The sequence below is a fragment of the Bradyrhizobium sp. LB14.3 genome, assembly GCF_040547985.1.
Taxonomy (GTDB): Bacteria; Pseudomonadota; Alphaproteobacteria; order Rhizobiales; family Xanthobacteraceae; genus Bradyrhizobium.
The window spans coordinates 194,485-218,762 of sequence record NZ_JBEPQT010000012.1 but is presented as its reverse complement, the minus strand read 5'-3'; the positions used below and the strand labels follow the sequence as shown (position 1 = coordinate 218,762).

19 protein-coding genes are annotated in these 24,278 nt (G+C 61.4%); 7 read left to right on the top strand and 12 right to left on the bottom strand.

Features of this window, described 5'->3' with window-relative positions; all coding sequences use genetic code 11:
- Positions 1–14: 14 nt before the first annotated feature.
- Positions 15–524 (top strand): hypothetical protein, encoded by a 510-nt coding sequence (locus tag ABIB00_RS22565; RefSeq protein WP_354105900.1) that lies wholly within the window; start codon positions 15–17, stop codon positions 522–524.
- Between the two features lie 136 nt (positions 525–660).
- The gene (locus ABIB00_RS22560) at positions 661–1,005 is read left to right on the top strand and encodes a hypothetical protein (RefSeq protein ID WP_354105899.1); all 345 of its coding nucleotides are present in this window, start codon (positions 661–663) and stop codon (positions 1,003–1,005) included.
- 24 nt (positions 1,006–1,029) lie between these two features.
- Here ABIB00_RS22560 and ABIB00_RS22555 read toward each other — a convergent pair whose 3' ends face one another.
- From ABIB00_RS22555 to ABIB00_RS22545, 3 genes are read right to left on the bottom strand one after another with little or no spacing between them, the layout of a single operon-like run.
- A complete protein-coding gene (locus ABIB00_RS22555) occupies positions 1,030–1,677 on the bottom strand; it encodes a DUF4384 domain-containing protein (RefSeq protein ID WP_354105898.1) in 648 nt (215 codons plus the stop codon).
- 17 nt (positions 1,678–1,694) lie between these two features.
- The gene (locus ABIB00_RS22550) at positions 1,695–3,479 is read right to left on the bottom strand and encodes a caspase family protein (protein ID WP_354105897.1); all 1,785 of its coding nucleotides are present in this window, start codon (positions 3,477–3,479) and stop codon (positions 1,695–1,697) included.
- Positions 3,480–3,536: 57 nt separating this feature from the next.
- Positions 3,537–5,261 (bottom strand): NHL repeat-containing protein, encoded by a 1,725-nt coding sequence (locus tag ABIB00_RS22545; protein WP_354105896.1) that lies wholly within the window; start codon positions 5,259–5,261, stop codon positions 3,537–3,539.
- On the opposite strand from ABIB00_RS22545, the gene ABIB00_RS22540 reads away from it, so the two are divergent.
- Both ABIB00_RS22540 and ABIB00_RS22535 read left to right on the top strand, forming a co-directional pair.
- Entirely contained in the window at positions 5,260–5,703 is a 444-nt protein-coding gene (locus ABIB00_RS22540; protein ID WP_354105895.1) for a hypothetical protein, read from the top strand. The genes ABIB00_RS22545 and ABIB00_RS22540 overlap by 2 nt on opposite strands.
- Positions 5,704–5,801: 98 nt before the next feature.
- Positions 5,802–6,785 carry a DUF4424 domain-containing protein gene (locus tag ABIB00_RS22535; RefSeq protein WP_354105894.1) on the top strand — a complete coding sequence of 328 codons (984 nt, stop codon included), beginning with the start codon at positions 5,802–5,804 and terminating at the stop codon, positions 6,783–6,785.
- 9 nt (positions 6,786–6,794) lie between these two features.
- Here ABIB00_RS22535 and ABIB00_RS22530 read toward each other — a convergent pair whose 3' ends face one another.
- The 9 genes from ABIB00_RS22530 to ABIB00_RS22490 are packed head-to-tail and all read right to left on the bottom strand — an operon-like array spanning position 6,795 to position 20,396.
- Complete coding sequence (locus ABIB00_RS22530) at positions 6,795–8,600, bottom strand: serine/threonine-protein kinase (RefSeq protein ID WP_354105893.1); 1,806 nt, start codon at positions 8,598–8,600, stop codon at positions 6,795–6,797.
- On the bottom strand, positions 8,597–9,373 hold the full coding sequence (locus ABIB00_RS22525; protein WP_247340877.1) for a PP2C family protein-serine/threonine phosphatase: 777 nt from the start codon (positions 9,371–9,373) through the stop codon (positions 8,597–8,599). The genes ABIB00_RS22530 and ABIB00_RS22525 overlap by 4 nt, the downstream gene beginning before the upstream one ends.
- Positions 9,374–9,379: 6 nt before the next feature.
- Positions 9,380–10,081, bottom strand: a complete 702-nt coding sequence (gene tagF / locus ABIB00_RS22520) for a type VI secretion system-associated protein TagF (RefSeq protein WP_345947003.1) — start codon at positions 10,079–10,081, stop codon at positions 9,380–9,382.
- The gene (tssM, locus tag ABIB00_RS22515; protein ID WP_354105892.1) at positions 10,078–13,614 is read right to left on the bottom strand and encodes a type VI secretion system membrane subunit TssM; all 3,537 of its coding nucleotides are present in this window, start codon (positions 13,612–13,614) and stop codon (positions 10,078–10,080) included. Before tssM ends, tagF begins: the two co-directional genes overlap by 4 nt.
- A 43-nt stretch (positions 13,615–13,657) precedes the next feature.
- A complete protein-coding gene (tssL, locus tag ABIB00_RS22510) occupies positions 13,658–15,184 on the bottom strand; it encodes a type VI secretion system protein TssL, long form (protein ID WP_354105891.1) in 1,527 nt (508 codons plus the stop codon).
- Entirely contained in the window at positions 15,181–16,518 is a 1,338-nt protein-coding gene (tssK, locus tag ABIB00_RS22505; RefSeq protein ID WP_247448080.1) for a type VI secretion system baseplate subunit TssK, read from the bottom strand. Before tssK ends, tssL begins: the two co-directional genes overlap by 4 nt.
- Positions 16,519–16,566: 48 nt before the next feature.
- Positions 16,567–17,946: a type VI secretion system-associated FHA domain protein TagH gene (gene tagH / locus ABIB00_RS22500; protein ID WP_354105908.1), complete on the bottom strand. Its 1,380-nt coding sequence runs from the start codon at positions 17,944–17,946 to the stop codon at positions 16,567–16,569.
- A gap of 12 nt (positions 17,947–17,958) precedes the next feature.
- Entirely contained in the window at positions 17,959–18,522 is a 564-nt protein-coding gene (locus ABIB00_RS22495) for a DUF6931 family protein (protein ID WP_247340882.1), read from the bottom strand.
- Positions 18,523–18,527: 5 nt separating this feature from the next.
- A complete protein-coding gene (locus tag ABIB00_RS22490) occupies positions 18,528–20,396 on the bottom strand; it encodes a type VI secretion system Vgr family protein (protein WP_354105890.1) in 1,869 nt (622 codons plus the stop codon).
- 347 nt (positions 20,397–20,743) lie between these two features.
- Here ABIB00_RS22490 and ABIB00_RS22485 point away from each other — a divergent pair, with 347 nt between their 5' ends.
- The 3 genes from ABIB00_RS22485 to tssC all read left to right on the top strand — a co-directional run bounded on the left by ABIB00_RS22485 (position 20,744) and on the right by tssC (position 24,231).
- Positions 20,744–22,057, top strand: coding sequence for a type VI secretion system protein TssA (locus ABIB00_RS22485; protein WP_354105907.1), 1,314 nt, complete (start codon positions 20,744–20,746; stop codon positions 22,055–22,057).
- Positions 22,058–22,184: 127 nt separating this feature from the next.
- On the top strand, positions 22,185–22,712 hold the full coding sequence (tssB, locus tag ABIB00_RS22480; RefSeq protein WP_247340884.1) for a type VI secretion system contractile sheath small subunit: 528 nt from the start codon (positions 22,185–22,187) through the stop codon (positions 22,710–22,712).
- 16 nt (positions 22,713–22,728) lie between these two features.
- A complete protein-coding gene (tssC, locus tag ABIB00_RS22475) occupies positions 22,729–24,231 on the top strand; it encodes a type VI secretion system contractile sheath large subunit (RefSeq protein ID WP_247340885.1) in 1,503 nt (500 codons plus the stop codon).
- Positions 24,232–24,278 lie beyond the last annotated feature (47 nt).

The window sequence follows — 24,278 nt, the reverse complement described above, 5'->3', positions numbered from 1 at the left end:
GCGGAGCGACCTTCGTGGTGGCGTGTGAGCTCGAACAGAAGGACGCCACCTCCTTTCCAGGGGTGACGCTCTTTACGAAGCGGCTAGCGCCCGGCATGAAGCCGACGGCGGTCTATCTTCCGCCAAAGCACGTAACCACTGCCACCAAGCTCGATATCGTAATCTGGCTGCATGGCTTCTACGTCAAAGACCACGAATTCCTGTTTCACAACAATCCAGCGCGGCTCCGCGAACAAGTTCGGGGTTCCGGCAAGGACGTCGTGCTCGTAGCGCCTTTTCTGGGCTATGAATATGCCGTTGGCGATACCTTTGCTGGAAATTACAGCGTCAAGGATCTGGCAACGTCGAACTGGGGGAACGCTACCTCGAGGAAATTCTTGGAGCTCTGGCCCAGTTCCTGGGAGGCTCTTCGACGTCCATTCCTCAACTCCAAATTGGCAAGCTCATCATTGCATGCCACTCCGGCGGTGGTAACGGCATGCGCAATCTGGTCGGAACCCTCGGAAAGTATCAGGCGAAGCTGACTGCTTGTTGGGGATTTGACTGTCTTTACGGCGCCAAGGCGCGGCCAGACGATGCGACCTTCTGGTATCAGGGCTGGCTGGACAGAGCGACCCTGCGCTTGAGATCGTGTATGGTCCGTCAACGCTGCCGCAGTCCGTGAAGTTGGATCTGATAGGACGCGGGCTGGCGATCTCCGACGGCAATCAAGCGCATCCTCAGCGCCCGGCCCTCAAGAACCTCCGCGTGACCGTAGGTCACTACGATCAGTTCCCGGCATTCGGTCAGATGGTCAGAGTCGCCGATCTGGACGAAGCTTTCGTGGATCGGTTCATGCTACCTCAGGTCGCCGACCAACCACGGTTGCATCAGAAGCCTGCGCCGGCGAGTGGTGAGTTCCACCAACACGCGATTTCCAATGCTCGCAGCGCGTTTCCCTTCCCCAGCGACATTCATTACATGATCGCCCGCGGCGGCTTCTTCAGCCGGCTCAGCAAGCTTTGAGCTGGGCGACTCGTCCGGACGAGTTCACCTGATGGAATAGGGTTTGACGTCGAACGACCAATTGTTCGGCAACAGCTTTCCGCTGGCGTTGTCCAGCACGCGCAGCTCACTGGTCCAGGCCGATAGATAGCTCAACGCGTCGGCCTGACCTTCCAGCTTGCGGGGCATGTCCGGCAAATCGAGCAATTGCACGCGCTGCTCGCTCAGGATGGCGATCATGACTGCGGACCCCGTCGGCGGTGCGACGACATATTCAAAACCACGCTGCCGCGCCGCCGGAGCAGGGACGACAAATTCGACACCCGGCTTGACGAGATTGATGTCGCGTTGGTTCGATTGCGCCAATAGCTCGGGGGTCGGAAAGATCTGGGACATCCGCCCTTCCGCGTCGACGTCGACCAAAATGAGATATCCAGGCTTCCTGGCGGTGACGCCGAACGAGACCTTGCCGCCGACGTTGACGGTCTGACTCGGCAGGATCTGAAGGGACACACTCGCGGTATTGGTCTGCCTGCGCACCGCTTGTACGGGCCAAAGCCAACGTGCGTACGTCGTGCCGACATGCAACGAGCCCGTCGGCAACGGTGCTGCGGACGCAGCTCCGCTACCCGCCAGTAGCAGCAGGAATGCGAGCCATGGTCGCTCCTGGCGGATCGGCTGCAATGACGGCATGGCCTGCCCCCTAAGAGTCAGGGAGCACTGAAGAAGCCGATCGAGGCGATTCGCGCGTCCGCGGGCAAGTAACGCTCGAGACTCCTGATCACCTGCCCCGAGGCGCGACGCCGGTTGAACTGCACCAGGGCTGTCTCAAGATCGACCATGCGTTGCTGCGAGGTCACCGCAACGATCTGTTCCGCACCGAACGGCTCGCCGACCCTGAGCGGTAGGCGCAAACTCGCCGATCGGGCCAACGCCGCATCAGCACCCACCGGATACAACAATTGGATGGTGCCATCGCCGGACACATTGAACAGCAGCACCGCCCTTGATGCCACATCAGACAGGTCAACTTCGATGGTCTGGCCAGCACGTTGTTGGCGATCGTCTGGCCAAATACGCATCACCTGCGGCGACCGGGTCGCAATGCGCTTGAGTTCACGAATTGCCGCAGTCCGATCAATCACCGTCGGCAGGCTGGCAACGTCCATCCCATAGGCGACCACATCACCCCAAGCGATCACGTCGTGCGACACTGGATCCCAGATCAGGTCGGGATTATCCGTCGGTTGAACAGCCTGCACGGGAACATCTTTTGGCTTCACGCTTACAAAATAACTCGTCTTGCTGTCGAGCGCCGCCAGCCGGATTGGTGCAGCGAGGCGGAGGGACCCCGGCGCGTCGCCAGTCGAAAGTTCCTTGGTCGCCCCGGCAAGGGTCGGAACGGCTGGTGCCTTGGCCGTGACAACCGACGGTGCGGGCGCCTGTCCCTCGACGGGCACGGGCACCCCGGCTCCGGCGAGACCCGAGGCCGCTCTCGCGGCCGGCCCCTGAATCAGCACGACACCGCGCGTCAATCCGAAGGCGACGTCGGTATCCGGCGTCTGAGCTGGCGATGATATGGTCACGATGTTCTGGCGCTGGTCCGAGAGCTGATAGACCACCTGCCGAACATTGCTGAAAAGCTCCTTAAGCGTCACCTTCCCATCGTGGTTGATGTCCGCGCTGCCTTCCACCGCACGCGCGACCGCATAGCTCAGAGCCCCGCGTAGGCCATCGATGCCAGGGATGCGGACTTCCGGCGCCTTGGTGTAGCGGTCCACCGCAGCCAGAAACGCCGTGTGGTCAAGGTCAAGTTCAGACTTCGGATCGTTGCTGTCCGACACCGGCTTCAGTTCATCGACCAGCAACGTGTAGCGCGGGACCTGCCGGAAGCTCATCTCAGCGGCACGCGGATCGATATCGCGCACCATACCGCCGCCGTGGCAGGTATCAGCCACGAAGATCACCCTCGCTCCGCGCAGCTCGAACTGCCGGATGAAATGGTTGAACTCGCTGCCCAGAACACGCTCAGCGGACCCGGTTGGCGTGATTTCAAAGCCTGGCAGCAGGAACACGTTCTCCATCCCGTCCGGCTCCGCGCCCTTGAGGCGCTCCGGCTCCTGGGTGCCATGACCGGCGATCGACAGAAAGATGAGGTCGTTGTTCTTGGTCCGCTCCACCAGTGCACTGATCTCGCGCAGGACGCCTGCCCTGTCGGCCTGGGCGTTAGTCAGTTCGATGACGTCGTCAACCCCCATGGATTTCAGGCTGGTCACGATGTCCGTGGCGTCAGCGACCGCACCCTTCAATTTGCGCACGTGCTGGTAGTCGTCGATCCCGATCACGAGCGCGCGCACTGCCGCCCCGTCTGGATTGCTGATCGACAAATCTCCTGCCGCATGCGCTTGCGGGATTGCCAGTCCGATCAACGCAGCGAGCCCGACGGTGGCGCATAGCCGCCCGATCCCGCAATCAAGTCCTCTGGGCATCCGCATCGTGATCCACCTCGACATCATGCCTACCCATTTTGTAGCTCTGGCGACACGCTGGGTTCAGCGCCTTTTGCTTGCCGTTTTGCGGCCCGCCGGCGGTTGTTCGGTCTCCTGATAGGCGCCCGCTGAAACCGTCGTCTGATCATCCGCGAACGCCCGAAAGCGGACCGGAACATAGCCGCGCGCGAGCAGGCTCGCCAACGGATAGACGTTGCGACAGACGCGGCCGTTGCAGCCACCGGTCGAGGACTCCATCACCTCAGCCTTGCGATCGGGCGTGAACCGCAGGAACAACATCACATGCGAGCCCGGCTTGTTCAGCGCATCACCGGGCCTCAGGTCCCAAGGATTTGCCACGGGCGCTGCGATCGCGGGGATGGCGGCAGTCGTGTAGTGGACGGAGAGCCCCCACGCGGCGCTGACGAATGCCGAACAGTCGACGCCAGCCACATCCGGCCGTGGCGCATTGCGAGTGCACACATTGCCAGCCAGCGTTCCGCTCTCGATCCGCTGCCGGAAGTTCGCGAGCGAACCGTGGCAGCCCCAGCAATAGGGTACGCCGCGCACCTCCTGGTTCACTTTTCCCTGCAGATACCACGGCCGACGAACACGGCTGAAGCCACTGCATTGGCTATCGGGATCGTTGCCGTAGTTCGCCTGCGTCAATTTCCACTGGATGCCTTCGAACGCAAACGCGGTCTCGATCGCCTGCTGGCGATTGGACGGCCTCACGGCGGCCGAAGCGTCAAATTTGACGTCGGATTGTGGTGCCGGCGCTGTTGTCGTTCGCGACGGCCGCACGTCGATAATCGAGGCATTGGTCAGAGGTCGGAACCCGACGCCCACCACTTCGATACCGTCCGGCTTGGTTCGCAGGAAATAGACGTCGCCATCACCCGAAACCGTGACGAACCGTCTGGTCAGCGGCGTATTTTCCAGAGGAAGCTCATAGATTCCCTCGAGACGCCCATTCGCGGCATAGCGTGCGACGAACGTGGAGGCGTTCTTTCCCGATGGCGGAACGTCCTCGGCCAGCACGTAGAAGCGGTCGCTGTTGTCGATCTCGAGAAACTCCACCGTGCCGAGTTGGTTGCGCACGCGCAGGCCGAGCTGGCCGATGGTCTCGTTGGTGACCATGGTCTGGATCTCGACCCGTACGCTGGCATTGCCCTTGTCAGGAATGATATCGGCGATCACCGAGCCCTTGCTTCGGGAAGCCACATATTGCCGGTCGGGCTGCCGAGTCATCTTGGTGATGGCCGCGCGGGTGTTCTGACCGAGCAGGTCTGCCGCGCTGCCGGGCGCCTGCGATCCCATCTGGGCGAAAGCGGAGACGGCGACCTGGTCGTCCGCCCCACGGCTCGAGACCTCCTCAAGCTGGATCACGTCACCACCGAGTCCGCGGGTGGATTGCCCCGGCGCTGCCTTCAGCGTCCGTACGCCGCCGTCCCAAACCATTATGTCGTCATCGTGGACGACGAGATCAGTCGGCTGGACGTCTTCAGGCATCTTGAGGACGTCAGGATAGGAATTTGGCTGTTTCGGGTCAAACTGGAGGATGCGACCGTTGATCTGATCGAGCACAAAAAGGTTGCCCTGCCCGTTGGCGCTGAGTGCTTGCGGTCCCGCGAGTTCCACGTCCTCGCTGGCCGGGACGATGCCGACCATGGAAGCAGCCGAACCGCCGGCAAAGCTGCGTACGACAATATCGTCGGCGTGCGCCTTGGTTCCGGAAAGGCCAGCGCCAACGATGAAGACCCAGATCCAATGATTTGGACGAAGCATGTTCGCCTCAATGTACCCCGAACCGATCGCCGCGTCGGATCGACTAATCCGAGATGCCGTTGATGCGGCGCGTCAATTAGTGGTGAGCAATCTCAATCACGTTCAATTCTATCACTGGACGGTGATCGTCCGAAATTTCCTCAGCTTGCGGTGGAAAACCATGGCCCGGAATAGATTTGAGCAAGTGAACGAAGTCCAGTCCGACGCGATCACGCTACTCCTGAAACGCGACAATGATGGCGCCTCCGGATCGATCGTGCTGCCTGCCGCCGCGAGCCAGGGACGGCTGACCACCGACCAGGTCAGCGCGCAATTGCCGGCTCAGGATGCTTTTCGCAGCGCGATCCGGCTTGCAAACGACGTCAAGCTCGCGCTCGTGGTGTGCGATCCAGACGGGGTCTGGAAGCCCGACTGGGGCGATCTTTATCAGCCGATCGATTGACCCGCATCGGATGGAGCCAGCATATGCTGCGACGCCGCATAGAGACCAGATTGCCGAACGGACCCTCCACCCGACTGTCGTTCCGGATACGGGCCCTGATGGTCGCGCTGCTGGTTGCGACAGGCTCGCCGGCACGCGCCAACGACTCGGCTGCGGAATTATCGATCGGTGGGCTCCAGTTGGTACGCACCAATGACGTGGCCATGGAGAGCGAGAACCTTCGTATCGCGCTCGACAGGATCAGCGTTCGCTACCAATTCGCCAACGTCACCGCCAAGCCAGTCACGCTTACTGTTGCCTTTCCGCTGCCCGACATCGACCTGTCGGAGGCTGAGAACGTTGCACTGCCGTCAAATGATCCGATCAACTTCGTCGACTTCGAGACCAAGGTCGACGGCAACCTAGCGCCGCTGACCGTCGATCAGCGCGCCGTGGTTGGCAACAGGGATGTCAGTGCCCTGCTCCGCGAACTCAAGTTGCCGCTGCTGCCGATTGGTGGCCGCGAGATCCGGGTGACCGATCTACCCGCGGCGACCCGGACCCGGCTCGTGGACGACGGACTTCTGGTGCCTGCCGGAATGAGCGACAACGGTCGCCAGCAGTACGCGCCGGGTTGGGTTATCAAGACCTCGGCTGTGCGCCAGCAGGTGTTTCCGCCCATACGCGCCGTCACGGTCGAACACCAGTACCGGCCGAGCGTCGGCTCCAGTCCTGACACCATTCTGCGCTCGAGCCTGCGCCGCAGCAGCGCACTCGGTCAGGAAGTCGCGCGTTACCGGAAAGAATACTGCGTCCAGGATACGTTCCTCGCCGAGCTCGATAAGCGCGCGGGCGGTAACCAGACCAACAGCGCGAATCTGCAGGAGCGGCGCATATCGTACGTGCTCAAGACCGGCGCGAATTGGGCTGGGCCGATCCGGTCATTCAAGCTGATTATCGACCCAGGCGGCAGCGACCGTTTGGTGAGCTTCTGTCCTGGGCGGCTAAAGGCCTCGTCGGCTACTGGAAACACGCTTGAATATACGGCAAGCGACTTCAAGCCGGATGCCGACCTGAAAATCCTGGTGATCGGAACATTCTGAGCGTGCCGGTCAATTGGTGAGCAGCACGTAGCGCGCGGCCGCGATGACAGTCACCTTGTTGCGCTGAGCCTCGCTTAGCGCCTGCAGGAAGAACGTGTCGGCCGCCATCGGTCGCGGCTGGCGCAATGAGTCCAGAACCTGCGGGACCGCCACGACCAACAGCAATTGCGGACCGCTCGCGCGCGCTGTCGGGAGCGTAAACGAAAGTGAGTCGATGCCCGGCTTCAGAAGATAAGACAGGCTCTGGACTTCGCCGCGATCCGACACCATGAGCAGCTCCACCACGCGGTTGGCAAAGTTCTCAATGGTCCCATTGAGGATTTCACCGCCCTTCAGCTCTGTCGCTGACAAGGTGATGCGTGGCATTCGCGCCTGATCGCTCCCGACCTGATTCAAGAACTTGACGGCTGGGCATTGCGCTTGGGTCACTTGCCTGACGCCGACCGAAGCCTCGAAACCCTGATCACGCCGAAACGCTTTGTCGAAGGTATCGAATGGGGCGGTCGAGGCACCGAACCCTTCGATGACAGCGGCATTTGGGCTCACGGCAATCGGCAAGACGAAGAAGCAGTCACCGCCGGAATATTGGGCCACGTATTTGCGGATGCGCTCAGCGCGCCCCGCCCCATCGAGTGCCGCAGACGGCGTCGCCGTCGGCTGCGCTGACAACTTCCCCGGCTCTTGGCGTTCGGGCTGTGGTCCAGCGGGCTCGATCGTCGGCGGCGCCATTGTTCCGGCGAGTTTCGGAGGTGGCGGCAAGACCGCGCGGCCTGGCGCTGACCAGACCAGCTTGTAGAAGGCATATCCACCGCCGACCAGCAGCAACAGAGCCGCGACGCCCGCCCCCAGCCGTAGGCTGCGCGGACTCCGCGCGGTCGACGGCATACGGTCCTGCGGCGCCGGCGCCGCGCTTTCCGGCCGCCGTAGCGGATCGAAGCCATATAACGCCGCGGCCGGCGTCTGGGCCAAACCGGCCGGCGTCCAGCTGTTGACCTCCCCCATGGTCGGGCGCAATGCCGGGTCAGGCTGCAGCATCCGCTCCAGCAAAGGCCGAATGCGCATATCCACCGCGCCGAGATCGGGCACTCGCCGGCGCTTCTCCACCAGTTGAAACTGGCTGCCGCCCATGTCGAGTTTCTGTCCGGTCAGTGCATGGAACAACACAAGACCGAGGCTGTAGACATCGGATTTCGCCGTCACGTCATTGCCGTACAACCCTACTTGCTCCGGCGATGCGTAGTTGTCCTTGCCAGCGAAGCCCGAGCCGATGATGGTCTTGTCACCCATCTGGGTCGACCGGGCGATGCCGAAGTCGATGATCTTGGCCCGCCTGACGTCGTCGAGCGGAACGATGATGTTGTCCGGAGACACGTCGCGATGAATGATGCCGTGCTCATGGGCGGCCTCCAGTCCCGATGCGACACGCTGCATCAGCCTGATCAGCGCCTCGAAGGTCAACGGCCCATCATCGAGCATGTTCGAGAGCGAGCGGCCATTCACGAACTCCATCGCGAGATAAGGTCGCTGCAGCACCGGCTCCACGGTAAATAGGAAGTAGCGAACGATCGCGTCATGCGGAAGATTGTGGAGTGCCGCGGCCTCTCGACGGAACAGCGCGAGCGCGGCCTCGTTATCAACCACGTCGGGCAGTAGCATTTTCACCGCAACAGGCGATCCAGTCTGAATCTCACGGCATTTGTAGACCTCACCCATGCCGCCCGCGCCGATCACCGCTTCGATCTCGTAAATGCCGTTGAGACGGGTGCCGGGCGGCACGCCGTGATAGGACGATCGGAACGGATCGTTAGGAGTCATGGTTGCGGCTCCCGATTGAGCGGAGATCTTGTCGTCTCCTGAGATCGTGGCGTCAGCAGTCGCACGATCACAATCGTCAAATTGTCAAGCCCGCCACGAACAAGAGCCAGCGCGAGCATGTCATCGCAAGCCGCCTGGGCGCGTCGCGTAGCCGCGTGCTGCAGGATCTCGTCGTCCTGCACGTGCCTGGTCAGGCCATCGCTGCAGATCACGAAAATATCCTCCGGCTCGGCCGGGCCTGTCACCACCTCAAATTCCGGATCATCGGCGACACCGACGGCACGCGTAATGGCATTGCTCGGCCAATCATTCACGTCTTCGCGCGACAGCGCACCTTCTGCGATCAGCTCCTCCAGTTCGCTGTGATCATGCGACACCTGGCGAATTGCGCCGCGACTGATAAGGTAGACCCGGCTGTCACCCGCCCATATGCAGGCATAGTAACTATCGCGAACGAGCAGAACCGCCGCTGTGGTCCCGACGGTGGCACCCTGTCGTTCATGACTAAGCGCCAGTATCTGCTGGTTTGCGCTGAAAAGCCGCTCCTCGCATTCCGCGAGCAGGTCTGCGGCTGATTCTGGCGTGCCGATCGCGTCAAGCGACTGCACTACGATGCGACTGGCGAGATCACCGGCCTCGTGCCCCCCCATACCGTCGGCGACCGCCCACAGGCCAACGTCGGTTCGTACCAAACATGAATCCTCGTTCCGCTCCCGCACCCGTCCGGCATGGGTGACGCTACCAACATCGAACAAGGACGGAATATGCACCATCGCGCGTCATCCATTCCCCGATGCCGCGAGGCCGAGATCACCGGTCAGCAGCGTGACGTAGTGAAACGGATCTGGCAATCCGCGACAACTCAGCGCCATTGGCGGGAAGCCTTCCCCTCCGGCGGTCCACCAGAAGCTAGCCGCGGCGTAGACCTGTGGGTTGGCAGCGCAAAGTGCTGCAAACGACCCTGCGAAGGCTTCGACCGCCGAAGCCCTCCCCATTGCCGCAGTACCAAGCGACGTGACCGGCGGATCGCCGGCGATGGTCTCCTGCAGTCGTGGCACCGCAAGCCGATCCAATGCATCGGAGATCTGCTCGAAGGTTGCGGCCCGATCCAGGGTCGAAAGCAGGAACGCCTCCACTTGCCCGAACCATTCGTCCTGCGGATCAATGCTCGGCGGCGGCAGCGAGACGGCCTCGCCGGTCACCGCATGCAGGGTCAAGGGATAGTATCGCCCCACCCCATCGAGCGAGGGCATGATCGCACCCGCCACTGTCGTGCCGCAGATCGCGGCGCCGAGCCAAAACCGCCAGACCGGCGCGGTCAGAAAGGCCTGCTGCCATCCTGGGCCAAGCTGGTGGCGACTTGCTGACAGCGCAGCCTGTACCCATGGCTCCCAGGCTTCCAGGAAGCTGCGCGGGGTCGCGATCGCGATGAAATCGCGCTTCGCACCGATTTTGCCGAATATCCCGCAACGCATGGTCATATCCCGGTCGGGCAACGAAACTCGCGCAGCACTGACAGGTTCAGCGGGTTGCGCAACGATCCAGTCGAAATTTGATAGTTGAGCTCGCGCCCGGCGACGATGAAACTCGCGCTGGCCGTTTCCGCTTTCACCACTAACGAGCCTGCCTCCAGCATCCGAAACAACGACCAGGGACCAATGCGCTCAAGCACGGATGGCGGGCCGGTGTCGTTACTGACTGAAATTGCCGTTCGCGGCGCTGGGCCCGGCCATAGGACGGTAGTCGGCGAGTTGCTCTGCGGCTGTGGCGGTGGCGTAGGTTGCGGGCCGCCGAACAAGGACGAAGGGGCCGATCCGGGAATGGTTGGGCTCGCAATCGTGGTGCCACCGATCTCGGTCTTAACTGTCACGCCTGGCCCCGGTGCCCCAGGGGGTCGGATCGCGAATGAAACGGCGGGCACACCGCCGCCCGTCTGGAAGAACGCATCCCGGATATAAGCCGCATTCTGGAATTGTTTGAGCGTGTCGGGCGAGAACGACCGACCAACGGGGCTCTCCTTTCGCCAAGCCCAGTCCGACCGCGACGTGTCGGCATAAGCTGCCAGGTACTGGGTGAAGAACCTGTCCATAACGCCATTCGGACTAAACAATTTGGCAAAATCCGCGAGCGGAACTTCCTGGCCGCTGCCGCGGATAAACGGGTAGCGGTTAGTCACGGTCTGTTGGCAGACCGGCGTGACCTGATCGCGCAACGTTTGCAGGATTTGCCCGGCGGTCGAAGCCGCGATGCTGCCTTCGAACTCCGCGGCTGCTGCTCGCAGCATGTCGGAGAATGGCGGCGGCATGCGCGAGGCATTGTTGCGGAGCGCTGCGACCTGGGTCTGAAGCGCGGCTGTGGCCTGTGCGGTCAGTTGGGGATTCTCGATGATTAGCGTCAGGTTCTGCGCGATGTCGTTCAGGTTCGCGACGGTCGAGTCGATCGGCCGGCGGGTGCTCTCGCCTTCGAGCGCCGCGTGGTAAGGTTTGAACTGCGCCTCGATCATCGCGCCAGGCGGTCCATCCTGGGCATTCGTGAAGAGTGCTGGCGCCGGTGCGGCAGCTGGAGCCGAAGCGCTCGCCGGCTTCGCCCGTTCCTTGGTCAGCACCGTCTCGTCGCGCACCGATTCCAGAATTTGCCGCATCGGCGAGGTCGGCGCCGAAAGCGCCCGCAGCACCTCATATTTCGGCTTGTCGGCGAGCAGCTTCTTCAGGCGCAGGCTCCCGAGCGCCGTTCGCCAGGTCGTCACGAAATCGTTGGAATAGATGCTGAGCAGATCGCCGGCCAGATTGTCGTACTGCTGGTCGATGGCCGACTGCTGGCCGGCATCTCCCAAAACCCATCGCTCCCGCTTCATCCGCTCTGACAATCCGGACAGCCGGGCAACGAACTTCTGATGGAAGCCGTTATACGTGAAAAATTCAGGTACCCGTACGGCGTCCAAAGGCTGCCCCGTCGTGGTTTCGAACACGACACCCATGTCGGGGCCGCCATGGCGGCTGGCGATCCAGTCGCCGGCGATCGATGCGCGAGCCTCTGATTTCAGAAACTCGTAGGCTCGTTGCGACACGCTCAGGCGCGCCAAGGAGCTTTGGGCCTGCTTGATCAACCGGCCGTCGAGTTCGACCAGCGGCTGCTGTTCGGTCTCGAGGTCGAACATTGCCACGAGGTTCTCGTCGAGCAGACGCCGCCCTTCCGCGTTGGTGGCGCCAGGATAGAGGTTATCCGCCCAGTCACGTTGCATCCAGGAGCGGATCAGCTCGCGGTCCGGCGACTGCAGGCCGCCGACCATCAGATAGACCTTGAGCGCCTCATAGACGAAAGCAGGCTCGTTTATGCGCGCATTGAGCTGCTCCTCCAGGCGATACAGCAGGCGCGGCCGGAACATGCGCTCAAGCGCGGTATGATAGGCCGCTTTCGAGGGCGACAGCAGCCGGGCGTGCTGACTGAGCCCGTAGCGAGCCGACAGAGGCACCGACTCGCCGCGCGATCCGTAGCCTGCGGGGGCGTTGCGGAGGCGGTAGAGTAGCGGCAGCACCTTGTCGAGATCAGGATCGGCAATCAATGTCTGCTTGATAAGTGGTGCGCCGGCGGCTGCATACTCGCTATCCGCCTGCAGGCTTTGCTCGATCAAATCGGAGTTCCGCTTGTAGCTCATCAGCCAAGCTGCGATCAGTCCGATCGAGACCAGACCGATCAATGACAGGGCTGCGGCCTTCAGGATCAGCGTGCGGCGCACCGCGGCACGGTCGGTCGAGACCCAGTCGGCTTCGCCGATGATGACCTTGGAAATCAGATCGGCGAGGAAGAAGCTCTTGCCCGTGCCCGAATAGGATCCGGAACCGATCTCCTCGGCGCCGAACGTGCGTGCCAGCGACCCGATCAATTGGTCGATCGGCGTGCCCTGCTGCGTACCCGAGGTAAAGTAGAAGCCGCGCAGGTTCGCGTTCACGTGATAGCGCGTCGGCTCGAAGATCAGGTTGAGAAAATCGTGGATCTGGGGCTTGAGCCGCGCCATCTGTGCCGGAAAGCCGAACAATTGCACGCGGTGCTGGGGCGTCGGCTCGTCCTGCAGACGGTCGAGCGTCTCCTCGCTCAGGCGCTCCAGCAGACGATCGAACTCGACCGGGATCTGCCCCACGAGATTCTGGGTTTTGTCGGCGGTCTGGAACGTGGCACCCCAGACCTGGCGGCGGCCGGCCTCCCCGAGATAGGCGAAATACTCGGTGAAGCCGGCAACGAGATCCGCTTTGGTAAATAGCGCGTAGACCGGGAAGCTGACCTTGAGCCTCTGATGCAGCTCGAGCAGGCGCATCCTGATGGCATCGGCATGAAGTGCGAGCTCCTGCTTCGGCAGCGTCAGGATGTCTTCGATACTGATGGCGACAAGGACGCCGTTGATCGGTTGGCGCGACCGGCTTTTCTTTAGGATGTCCAGGAACGCCAGCCAGCTGTCCTTGTCGGCCTTGCTGTTGGAGTCCTGGGTGGTGTAGCGGCCGGCGGTATCGATCAGCACCGCCTCCTCTGTAAACCACCAATCGCAGTAGCGGGTACCGCCGACCCCTGCGATCGCCGCGGGCGTCGCCCCGCGGGCGAGCGGAAATTTGAGCCCGGAATTGACCAGCGCCGTGGTCTTGCCGGCGCCGGGCGGACCGATGATGACGTACCAGGGGAGATCGTAGAGATAGCCCGACTTGTTGCCGCTGGCGGTCTTCAGCGTCGCGAGCGCATCCTTCATGCGCTCCTTGAGCACCGGTTCATCGCTGACGGGCTGGTCTGCACCAGCGATGCCATCGGCAATCTCCTTGGCACCCTTGCGCCGCTTGAACAGATTGAGGCCAACGATGCCTGCCACGGCCGTGGTGAGCAGCAGAATAGCGATCTGCCGGACGATATGGTTCTCCAGCGGCCGCCAATCGCCGAACGCGATGAAGGGACCGGCGAAATAGATCACCGCTCCGAGCGAACTGAGCCCGACTCCGTAGAGAACGATGCGGAGAATGTCCTTGGCAAGCATCTAACCGTACCCGTCGCAAACCACCCGATCCGGCGGTGTGTGCCTATTCGCTGCGTTCGATAAAGATCTCGACGCGCCGGTTCTTGGCGCGTCCCTCGGGTGTTGTGTTGCTGGCGATTGGCGCATCTGCTCCTTTGCCCTCGACGTCGACGCGCGAACCATCGGTCAAACCAGGTTTCAGTGCCGCGGCAACCGCCTTGGCGCGCTCGACCGACAACTCGAAATTGGTCGGGAAGCGGACTGTGCGGATCGGCGAACTGTCAGTATGGCCGACGACCCGGATCCGTCCCGGCTCCTTGTCGAGGGTTGCTGCGACGCGGAGTGCGATCGGCTTGAAGCCGTCGAGGATGGTCGCCTGGCCCGACGCAAACAAGGCTAGGTCGCAGACCCTGATCACGATGAAGCTGGGGGTCTGGTCCGCCGTCATGGCACAGGCGGTGTTCTCCTTCGCGAGCGCATTGCGGATGCGTTGCAACTGGGTAATGCGATCCGGCGGCGGCGGAGGCGGCGGCGGTGGGGGTGGTGCAACGACCTGACGCTTGAGCTCGATCGGGCCGGCCGGATGGAGCGCGAGCGCCACCTCGGCAGCATTCTCTGCCCGCCCAGCGAGGAGCGTCCGCAGAACGAAATAGGACCCGGTCAGGAGCGCGGCAACGACGGCTGCCACGAGCCAGACCGGAACACGCAGACGTTGCCGGCGTCCCGCCAGCGCCTGCCCGCGCCAGTTGGGCGACAGGTCGCTCATCGTTTTCGGTCGGACCCGGCGCAGCAATTCATAGAGGTTGCGCTGGATCAGTTGCAGGTTCGCAACTCCGCCCCCTGACGTCCGGTGGATGCCCTGAAAACCAAGCGCAAGGCAGGTGTGCTGAAGTTCGAGGACCGGATAGTTGACCAGTGGATCAACCTTCAAATGGTCGAGGATCTCAAAGAAACGGACGCCGCCGACACGCTCGCCGAAGAACCGGCTCAGCATCGAATATTGCGTCCAGACGTGACGCTCTTCGGTTGGGATGTGCTGCACGATATCGTCGGCAGTGGCACACAGGATGTATTTCGCTGTGTTGGCTTGGTGCTCGGAAATGCCCGCTGAACGGATGTCCTTCTCAAAGAATTTGATCGCGTCCGCGACCTGCTCCATCAGGCTGGCGAATGACGCTCGCATGAGCGCCACCCGCAATCGACCGAGCAGTTGCAGCAACGGGCCCGCAGCGCGCATCACCGGATTGGCATTTGGCGCGACCAGATCGTCAACGCGCAACGGCGGCCCTGGCGGCAACATGGGTTGCGGCACGTGGCCTTGCGCGGGTGTCGAGATCCATTCCTCGGCTGGATGGCTGGCCGGGGCGGAGGCGTAGTTCGAGCCCTGTGGAACGGGAGAAAAGGATGATGGTGGCGCTGGCGCGCCGGGAGAGGGTACGGGTGATGGCGAATAGGCCGGGCGTGCTGCAGGCCCCTCGCCCGGCGGAGGCTGAGAGGTCGGCGCCGGCGGCAACTTCCCGCCGGGATTGGGACGGATGATCGTCCGTTCGCCCCGGCCGAAAGGATTGACCGGCTTGTCCTTGTCGCTCATGGCCTGTCTTCCAGGATAGCCCAAAGATACAGCTCAAGCTCGGGCCAGTCGCCGGAAAAGTGCATTCCGATCGACGCAGCCGTACTGAACTCGGGCCACAGCGGCGACTTGCGGTCGAGATAGAAATAGACGTGATCCGTGATGGCCCGGATATGCGGCGGCGGCGTCGGCAAATGCGCCAGCGTCAGGCCCGGCAGGTTTGCGTGCACGATCTCGTTCATCTTGGTGTTCGGCCCGACCTTGAACAGGTGCGGGAAATCGTTCTGGATCTCCACAAGCGGCCGCCGTGCGGCAACCTCCAGCACCAGGGTCGCATTTCGGAATAGCGCTCGATCGCGGATCGGCGATACGAACGCATTCTGTGCGCGCTCGATGATCTCCAGGCGGATCGCCCGCCTGCCCAGCCGCGCGCTCAAGAAGTCCTGGATGTCGCTGACCAAGGGTGTGAAGACGTTCTCGATATCGTCGTGATTGTACGCCGGATAGTTGCGCGCCCGCCGTTCCGCCGTGGAAAACGTCGCAAGTTCACCCGCGAACCTCAGCAATTCCTCGTACAGGCGCTCGGGGTGCACGCTGCCGGAGCGCTGGAAATGAGTCAGCACGGGAATGGTACGGTTCAGCACTTGCAGGACCAGATAGTCGACGCTCTGCAACCCACCACCGGATGACGGATCGACCGCGTAACGCGCCAGCTCGTCGAGTTTAGTCTCAACCCAGCCGATGATGCGGTTGAGCCAGCCATCGATGATCGGATGCGCGGCGCAGACCAGCATCGGCGGCACGAACTTGTCGTCGAACAGGATGTTCTTGTCGCGCACCTCGAGAATGCGCGCGATGCCGAGGCCCATGTATCCGGGCTTGCTCGTCTTGCGCAGTTCGAACGACAAGCGCGGATAAGCGATGTCGATCTCTTCCTCGATGCGTAGCGCCGAGGTCGAGTCAATGAAGGTTTCCGAAGTACGGACATAGCGACTGGCGCTGTCGGTGCGGTCCTCGTCGACCTCGCGGGTGTTTGGCGCCGCGACCGGCATCATCAGCCAGACGATCTGGCCTGCGGCCGTCTCCGGCACATCGATCGATTCGGGTATTGGGCTGTCCGCAGGAATATCGAAGGGCGTACCGTCCGGCATGACGCCGGACGCATTCCGCACCGCGAATTTGCTCTGTTCGGTAAGATCCTTATCGATCTCTAACTGGGCAAAGCCCCAGGGGTATGGTGTCGTGTAGCGAACGCGCTTTTCCAGCAAGTGTTCGATGTAGCGGTCGTTCTGCTGCAGATGATGCGGCCGCAGAAACAGACCTTCCGACCAGAAAACCTTGCTGTACCAAGACATTCCTACATCCACTTAGAAATTGTCGGCAACCGCGTGGTTGCCGAAAGTTTACTTTGAACCGGGCTTGTCACCGCGGTCGTAATAGTCCGAGAAAAGCAACATAAAGGTTTCGATCGGCGCGCTGTTGTCGCGGCCAAGATGCGCCTTCCAGCGCGTCAAGAACTCGTCCCAGAGTTTGCCCTTGTTCGTGCCGAGCCAGGAGCTTGCGCCACGCTGAAGCTCGAGCTCGCGCGCCATCAGCGTCGGATCTATGCCCGCAATCAGCTCATGGACAGCGTGCTGCATCGCCATATAGGTCCTCAATTGATGTGACTTGAGATCACTGAAGCCCTGTGCAAAGGCGCGCTGTGCGTCGAGATAGCTGCGCGTCGGCGGCCCAAAGAGAATGCGCATCGCTTCTTCCGAGGTCGGCGAGAATTTCAGCGGATTATTTTCGAGCGCTTGGACGGTGGTCTGGCTGGTGCTACGGGTCAGCTGCTTGGCTTGGGTTCGCGCCTGCAGCAGCGCCATCAGATTGTCCACGGTCACACGCAAGATGATGCCAAGCTGTTCGGCGAGTTCGGCATCGGACTTGCTGGCAAAGAAGTTGTCCGGCAATCCTGCAGCGCGAGCCACCAGTCGCGCGAAGTCGGTCCCACCGACTGGCTTGGCCGTGACAGGGCCCTCGTCTGCTGCTTGCGCCGGGCGCGGCGTCTCAACCTGCGGGTGCGATGGCGATGCTAGCGGCTGGGCGACGGCTGGTTCATCATCGATCCACACCGACGGCCGGCGTGGAGTCGGCATGGCTGGCGGCCGCTCGACTTGCGGTTTCGGCGCGGTGACCGGACCGGCTGCCCAGTTCATGTCGTCGTCCTGCACGGACGGTTGGTACGGAGACATCGGCGATGACCGTCGAAATGGGTCCACACCCGGCGCCGGGACGCTCGCCGCCCAATCCAGGAACCCCGGATTGACGGGCCGCGGAGCCTCGCGTGGCTTCTTCAACAATTGCGGATCGATCGGCGGCGGAACGTCACGATCGGCCGTCCAAAGCTCTCCGTAATCCGCATGCTGCTGGCCCGAGGGTTCGTGCAGTTGCGCCTCATGGTGTGGGGTGCGCCCGCCAGCCTCAGCCTCCAGCGAAACTCCGATGATGTAGTGGCCGATCGTGAGCCGATCGCCGTCGCGCAAGCGGTGCGGCCCGCGTATGCGCTGGTCGGCACCATTGAGAAAGGTGCCGTTGGTCGAGACGTCGTGCAGCCAATAGCCACCGTCGCGAAAGTGCACCTCGCAATGCTTTCCGGAAATCGTCCGCGCCGGATCCGGCAGCGTCCAGTCGAGGTGACGGTCCCGGCCAATATCGACCGAACGCCTGCCGGTGACCGTAAACGACACAGGTCCGCCGTCCGGAAGATTCGGTTCGTTCTCGATATTAAAGCGCAGCACCATCACATCGTCTCGTTAGCGCGGAGGGCGCGGTTCGCCGCGTGCCAATTGAATACCATCCTCCAGGCATGACGTCATTATCTGGTCCCGGGAGTCACGGGGGAGCCGGCAGAGGCCAATCAGCAGTGCTGTACGCACCGCCCGTGCGGCCTGATCTGGCTTGGCTTCCACGGGCGCAAATTCCGGGGGAACCACGCTTCCACCGGACCAGCCGGCCGCCAGCGCCAGCCACGTTGCTGGCTGCTCAGGATCGTTGGCATTGCCGACAGCCAGCGCCTTGTTCCGGGACTGCTCGTCCGGTTGCCGGACCCAGGTCTCCACAATATTGAGCGACCTGCTATCGCTGGCATCGAAATGGTCGAACATCCGTCGCAGAGAGCGACATCCCCAGCCAATTGCCACGCGCCTTGGAAGCAGGTAGGCACAGTAAGACACGGCGGGGTGCCAATTGCACGCGTCGGCGGCCTCCTGAAGGAAATCCAGCGAAGGCTTGTCAGCGTCGGCTCTGCCGACATCATAGCGCGCCAAGGGATAGGCCTGAAACAGATCCTGTACCGTGCCGAATCTAACCTGCCCCATGATCGTCAACCGACAAGAGTTGGAGTGCCGTGAGCGACCAGCGGACCGCCGGCAGCAAGCGCCATGCCGGCCTGCGCTGTCATGGCGATCGTCGGCGCGTTGATGACGATACCCGCCGGGGTCAGGATAATCTGGCTCGGACCAACCTGCAGGGTGATATTGGCGTTGGCCATGAGCGTGATGCTGATGCCCGCATTGACGGACTGGTCCATGGCCAGCGTGATGTGCTGACCGCCCAATTCGATATCGAGTTTGTCATTGCCTTTCTTGAGCGTGGTCTTGCGGGTGTCGCCGCCGAATGCAGCTTCGCCGATGGTCCGTGTCTCGGTGTCGCGGACCGTCACGTCATGGTCCTTCTCGGCATGCACCGTGATCTTCTCGGATCCCTTCTTGTCCTCGAAATTCCACTCGTTGAAGCCGCCGCCGCCTTTGGTGGAGTCGGACTTCAATCCCGCAATCGTCTTCTTCGACGGCAGATCGTAGGGCAGCTTGTATTCGTCGTTGTACACGGTGCCGATCACCAGGGGCCGGTCCGGATCCCCTTCCAGGAATTCGACAACGACTTCCTGCCCGACGCGTGGGATGATCTGACCGCCCCAGCGCTTGCCAGACCAAACCTGGGCGACACGCAACCGGCACGACCGCTTCTTCTTGCGATCCCAGAAAAAGCGGACGTAGATTTCGCCGAGCGACTCGACGTCGATTTCCTCGCTCGAATTGTCGTCTTTGGTCACCACCTTGGCAGTCTGGATGCCATTGATCCTTGGCTTCGGGGTCAGCATCGGCGCTCGAAACGGCCGATCGCTCGGCAGAAACTCGTAGCTGCCGAAATAAACGTGTTGCCCGGCGTCGCTCGGACCGCCGGTGCGATAAGATTCGATCGAGAACGAGTGCGTGGCTCGCACCACGAGATAATCCACGTTCTGCGAATCCTTGGAGTGCTTTTCAAGTTTCGTTAGCCCACCGGGGAACAGGTTGACGGCGTCGCCATTGCCGCGGCGCCTCCGGTCCATTGCCTGCTCGGCCTGAAGCTGGATTTTCGCGTAGCGCTCGCCGTCGGACTTTTCCTTGAACTTCCCTGGATAGTCGTAAAACTCCATCTCCGACCGAGTGTAGTGCTCGGAGCCCTTGGCGTCGCTGATCATCTGCGCGTTGGGCTTCTGATAGTTGTAGTCGTTGAGCTCGATCTTGCCGGTCCGAAACCGGCGCTCCGAGACCCATTCGTAGATATGCTGCTCGCCTCGACGATCGGCCCCCGTCAATGGGATATAGGGAATCGCAGCAAGACCGTTGATTGGGCTATGCGACGATTTGGAGTCCGCCAACACCAGCGTATGTTTGCCGCCCTCGTGCTTGAAGAAGTAGTAGATGCCGTGCTGTTCCATCAGCCGGCACACGAAATTCATGTCAGTCTCCCGGTACTGAACGCAATATTCGAGCTTCGGACAGGACCCCTCTTCGGTCAGTTTGGATTCATAATCGGTGAAGCCGCGTTCGTTGAAGACCTCCTTGATGATGTCCGGCGCTTTCTTGTCCTGAAAGATCCGACAATCGGTGGTTCGCGACAACAGCCAAAACCAAGGCCTCAGCACGATCCGGTAGCTGAAATAGTCGTTGTTTACCCCGAGCCACTGGGCCTCCGTCAGAATGCCACTGAACTCGCGCTCCTTTTCATGCAGCTTTATCGTCAGCGTACATTGCTGACCAATGGCTCGGTCGAAGTCGAGGTCGGCATCCTCACTGAGACACTCGATGCGATACTCGAACAGTTCACTGAGACCTTCCGAGCCTTCGAATCCGGCAAAAACCAGAACGTCTTTGCCAAGAGGCGTCTTGAGTTCGCAGAGGCGGGTATCCTGAGTAAGCTGGCCCATGTGGGCTTAAACTCCCTCCTTCGATCGAATGACCCGCTGCAAAGAGCTGATCAGACGTTATGCAAGAACCGCGGAAATCCTGCCTGCCACTGGCAGTGCCGGCAAGTCCGCCCCGGGGCTGGGCCTCCTGACGTTTCACGACAGCCGTCCAAAGAACCACCCTGGCCATCAAGTAGTCGGCCCCAAGAGCTTGCCGGTTCACGCGAAAATGGCATCTTCGGAAATGAACCAAGATCAGCAGGCATCTGACCCATAGGTATAGAATCGGATCATACGCCCCCGCGAGATCCCCTAGTCGTCACGGGCTCGGCAGCGGGGCCGTGACCGAGCAGATGGACGATCCTCGCATGCTTGATGTCGCCTCCCTGACGCTGCCCATTACCGCTGACGATCCCTGCGGGCCGGATCTCGACGCCATCGGAGACGTCCAATATCTGAACTTCTTCGCAGGTGCGGAATCCCTGCTGCCAATGTCGTTCTTCGAGGTCGTCAATGCCAATGGGGAGCGTGGACGCTTCGATCCAAAGGCAGTCGATTTTGCCGGCCAATTTGCCGCCGCACAGCCCCTTCTGGCGCGTACCCGCGATCTGCGCCTAAACCTGCTGCTGGCCAAGTTTTCAATCCTCAACCGCGACCTCGACGGCTTTCTTTACTGCCTGAGGGCGACCAACTTGCTGCTGCGCGAGCAGTGGGAAGCGGTGCATCCGAAGGGCGAGGACGGCGACTACGCGCTTCGGGCCGTCACGGTCGAAGCAATCGACGTGTTTCCGACCGTGATCAACCCGCTCCAGTTCCTTCCCCTGATTGAGAACCGCAGACACGGCAACCTCAACTACCGTGCTTATCAAATCGCCCAGGGCGAAATTCCCGCCGGTGACGCCGACGCCGACGGGCTCGATCTCGCGACCATCGAGCGCATCGTCAGCGAGACCGATCTCGACACTCTCAAGGCAACAAGCGCGCGGTGCTCCGCGGTCGCTGCTGAAATCGCAGGCATCAAGGCGACCTGGCGTGAGAAGATGAACTCGGGGCAACCTATCAGCCTCGACAGGCTCTCCGGTTTGGTTAACGGCATGGCTGCCTGGCTTGCGGGTCTTGTCGCGTTGCGTGATCCCGCGGCGATTACCGCAACTGCGGAAGATGCCGGTTCCGTCGATATACAGGTGCCGCTGGACACCACCGGGATGTTGGCTTCATCTGCACAGGCGTCCGCAGCGCTCGGCGCAGCGGCCGCCTATTTTGCCCGAATGGAACCATCCAACCCGGCGCTGTTGCTGGTACGTCAAGCGCAGGAGATGGTCGGCAAATCATTTATTGAAGTGATGCGGATGCTGGTGCCGTCCCACGTGGAGAGCGCTGCGATCAACATCGGGCGGGACAAGGTCTTCGAGCTGCCGATCGAACGGATGGCGGAGCTCGCGATCTCGCTCTCATCGACGACCGATGAGAGCGCCCAAGATATTGTTTTTTCGGTGGAAAACAGAGCGCAGGCCTTGGGTCTGCTGACGAAGGTGGCGTCGTTTTTCCGAACCGCGGAGCCGTCCAGCCCGATCCCCTTTTTGGTCGATCGCGCGCGCGATCTTGCACAACGAGATTTCCTCAGCCTTTTGAATGATGTTTTACCTGAGGGAGCGCTTAAAACAATCGACAGATCGCGTTGAACCGAGCTTTCGGTCGAGGGCACTAATTGGACACAAGCATGTTTGCCGACCGCAGCAACTTGAAGCGCCCTAGTCAATCTGCGTCGCGCAAATTCGATGTTTAAAGCGATTTCGTAGTGAGGGAACCATGGCTACAGACAGCGGTCAAAAATTCATTCGACGAAACCGCGCACCGCGCGTGCACATCACATACGAAGATCCTTATGACGCCGAGCGACTTATAGAACTGCCGTTCGTCATGGGCGTCCTCTCCGACCTTTCCGGCAATAACCCTGGCGTCGAGAAGACGAAGGTCGAGGAGCGTAAATTCCTCGAGTTCGACATGGACAATTTCGACAACCGCATGGCCGCAATCCAGCCCGGCGTGACGGCGCGCGTCGCCAATCGCCTCAGCGATGGATCCGACGAAAAGATCTCGGTCAACCTGCACTTCAACAAGATGGCAGACTTCACTCCGGTGGCAGTCGCCCGCCAGGTGCCGGCCACCGCCAAGCTGCTCGAGGCGCGCGAACAACTCGCCAACCTGCTGCGCTACATGGATGGCAAGGTGGCCGCCGAGGACCAGCTGAAAAAACTTCTCGCCGATCCTCAACTGATGGCAGCGCTGCGGGAACGCGCGACAAGCCAGTCGACCGAACCTGGCACCGAGAGCTAAGGAAGGAATGGGGACCATGGCAAAAGAAGCTGTTCACAAAGAGAGCACTACCCAGGTCAAAACCGTCGAAGCTGATGAGTTTGCCAGCCTGCTGAAGCAAAGCTTCAAACCGCGCACTGAACGTGCTGCAACCGAAGTCGAAAACGCCGTATCCACGCTCGTTCAAGAGGCGTTGAAGGATACGAGCGTCATCAAGTCGGACGTCCTCGATACCATCGAGGAGATGATCGCGCGGATCGACCAGAAACTGACCGCGCAAATGAACGAGATTCTTCATACACCTGAGTTCCAGGCGATCGAAAGTGCGTGGCGCGGCCTCCACTACCTCGTCTTCAATTCCGAGACCGACGCCAACCTGAAGATCCGGGTGATGAACGTCTCCAAGAACGAGCTGTATCGGAATCTGCGGCTTTATCCCGATGCACGCTGGGACCAGAGCCCCCTTTTCAAGCAGATCTATGAGTATGAATTCGGCCAGCTGGGTGGCGAGCCTTTCGGCTGCCTGATCGGCGATTATTATTTCAGTCACCTCCCCACCGATGTACAACTGCTCCGCGATCTCAGCAAGATCGCCGGCGCCGCACACGCCCCCTTCTTCAGCGGCGCCGAGCCGACGCTGATGGGAATGGACTCTTGGACCGAGCTGTCCAACCCTCGCGACATCGGCAAGGTGTTCGACACGCCGGAATATGCCGCATGGAAGGGACTGCGCGATCAGGACGACTCGCGCTATCTCGGCCTGTGCATGCCGCGCGCGCTCGGCCGCCTCCCCTACGGCGCGAAATCGGAGCCCGTGGAAGAGTTCGCCTTCGAAGAGGAGACGGACGGACACACCGGCGACAAATACGGCTGGATCAACGCCGCCTACGCAATGGCGGTCAACATCAACCGCGCCTTCAAGGAGTTTGGCTGGTGCACGCGCATCCGCGGTGTGCAGTCCGGCGGCGAAGTTATCAACCTGCCGACGCACACATTCCCGACCGATGACGGCGGCGTCGACCTGAAATGCCCGACCGAAATCGCAATCAGTGATCGCCGCGAGCACGAACTTGCAAAGGCGGGCCTCATCCCGCTGATCCATCGCAAGAACACCGACAAGGCTGCCTTCATCGGCGCCCAGTCACTCTACAAGCCGAAGAAGTACTTCGGCGAAAAGGGCGTGGATGCCACCGCGTCCGACAACCTGTCGTCACGACTACCTTACATGTTCGCAGTGTCCCGCTTTGCGCACTATCTGAAGTGCATGGTTCGCGACAAGATCGGATCCATGAAGGAGAAGGATGAGCTGACGATCTGGCTGCAAACCTGGATCAACGAATACGTTGATGCCAACCCAGCCCTCTCGTCAGAAGCTCAGAAAGCGCGCAAGCCACTGGCCGCTGCGAAGGTTGAAGTCATCGCAAACGAGGAGAATCCGGGATATTACAACGCGCGCTTCTTTCTTCGTCCACACTTTCAGTTGGAGGCGATGGACGTCGGCCTCAGCCTGGTTTCACGCCTACCCGGCCCCGGTTCCTGACGCCGCAACATCGCAACCGTAACCACGCAGAAATTTGAGAGGACTAT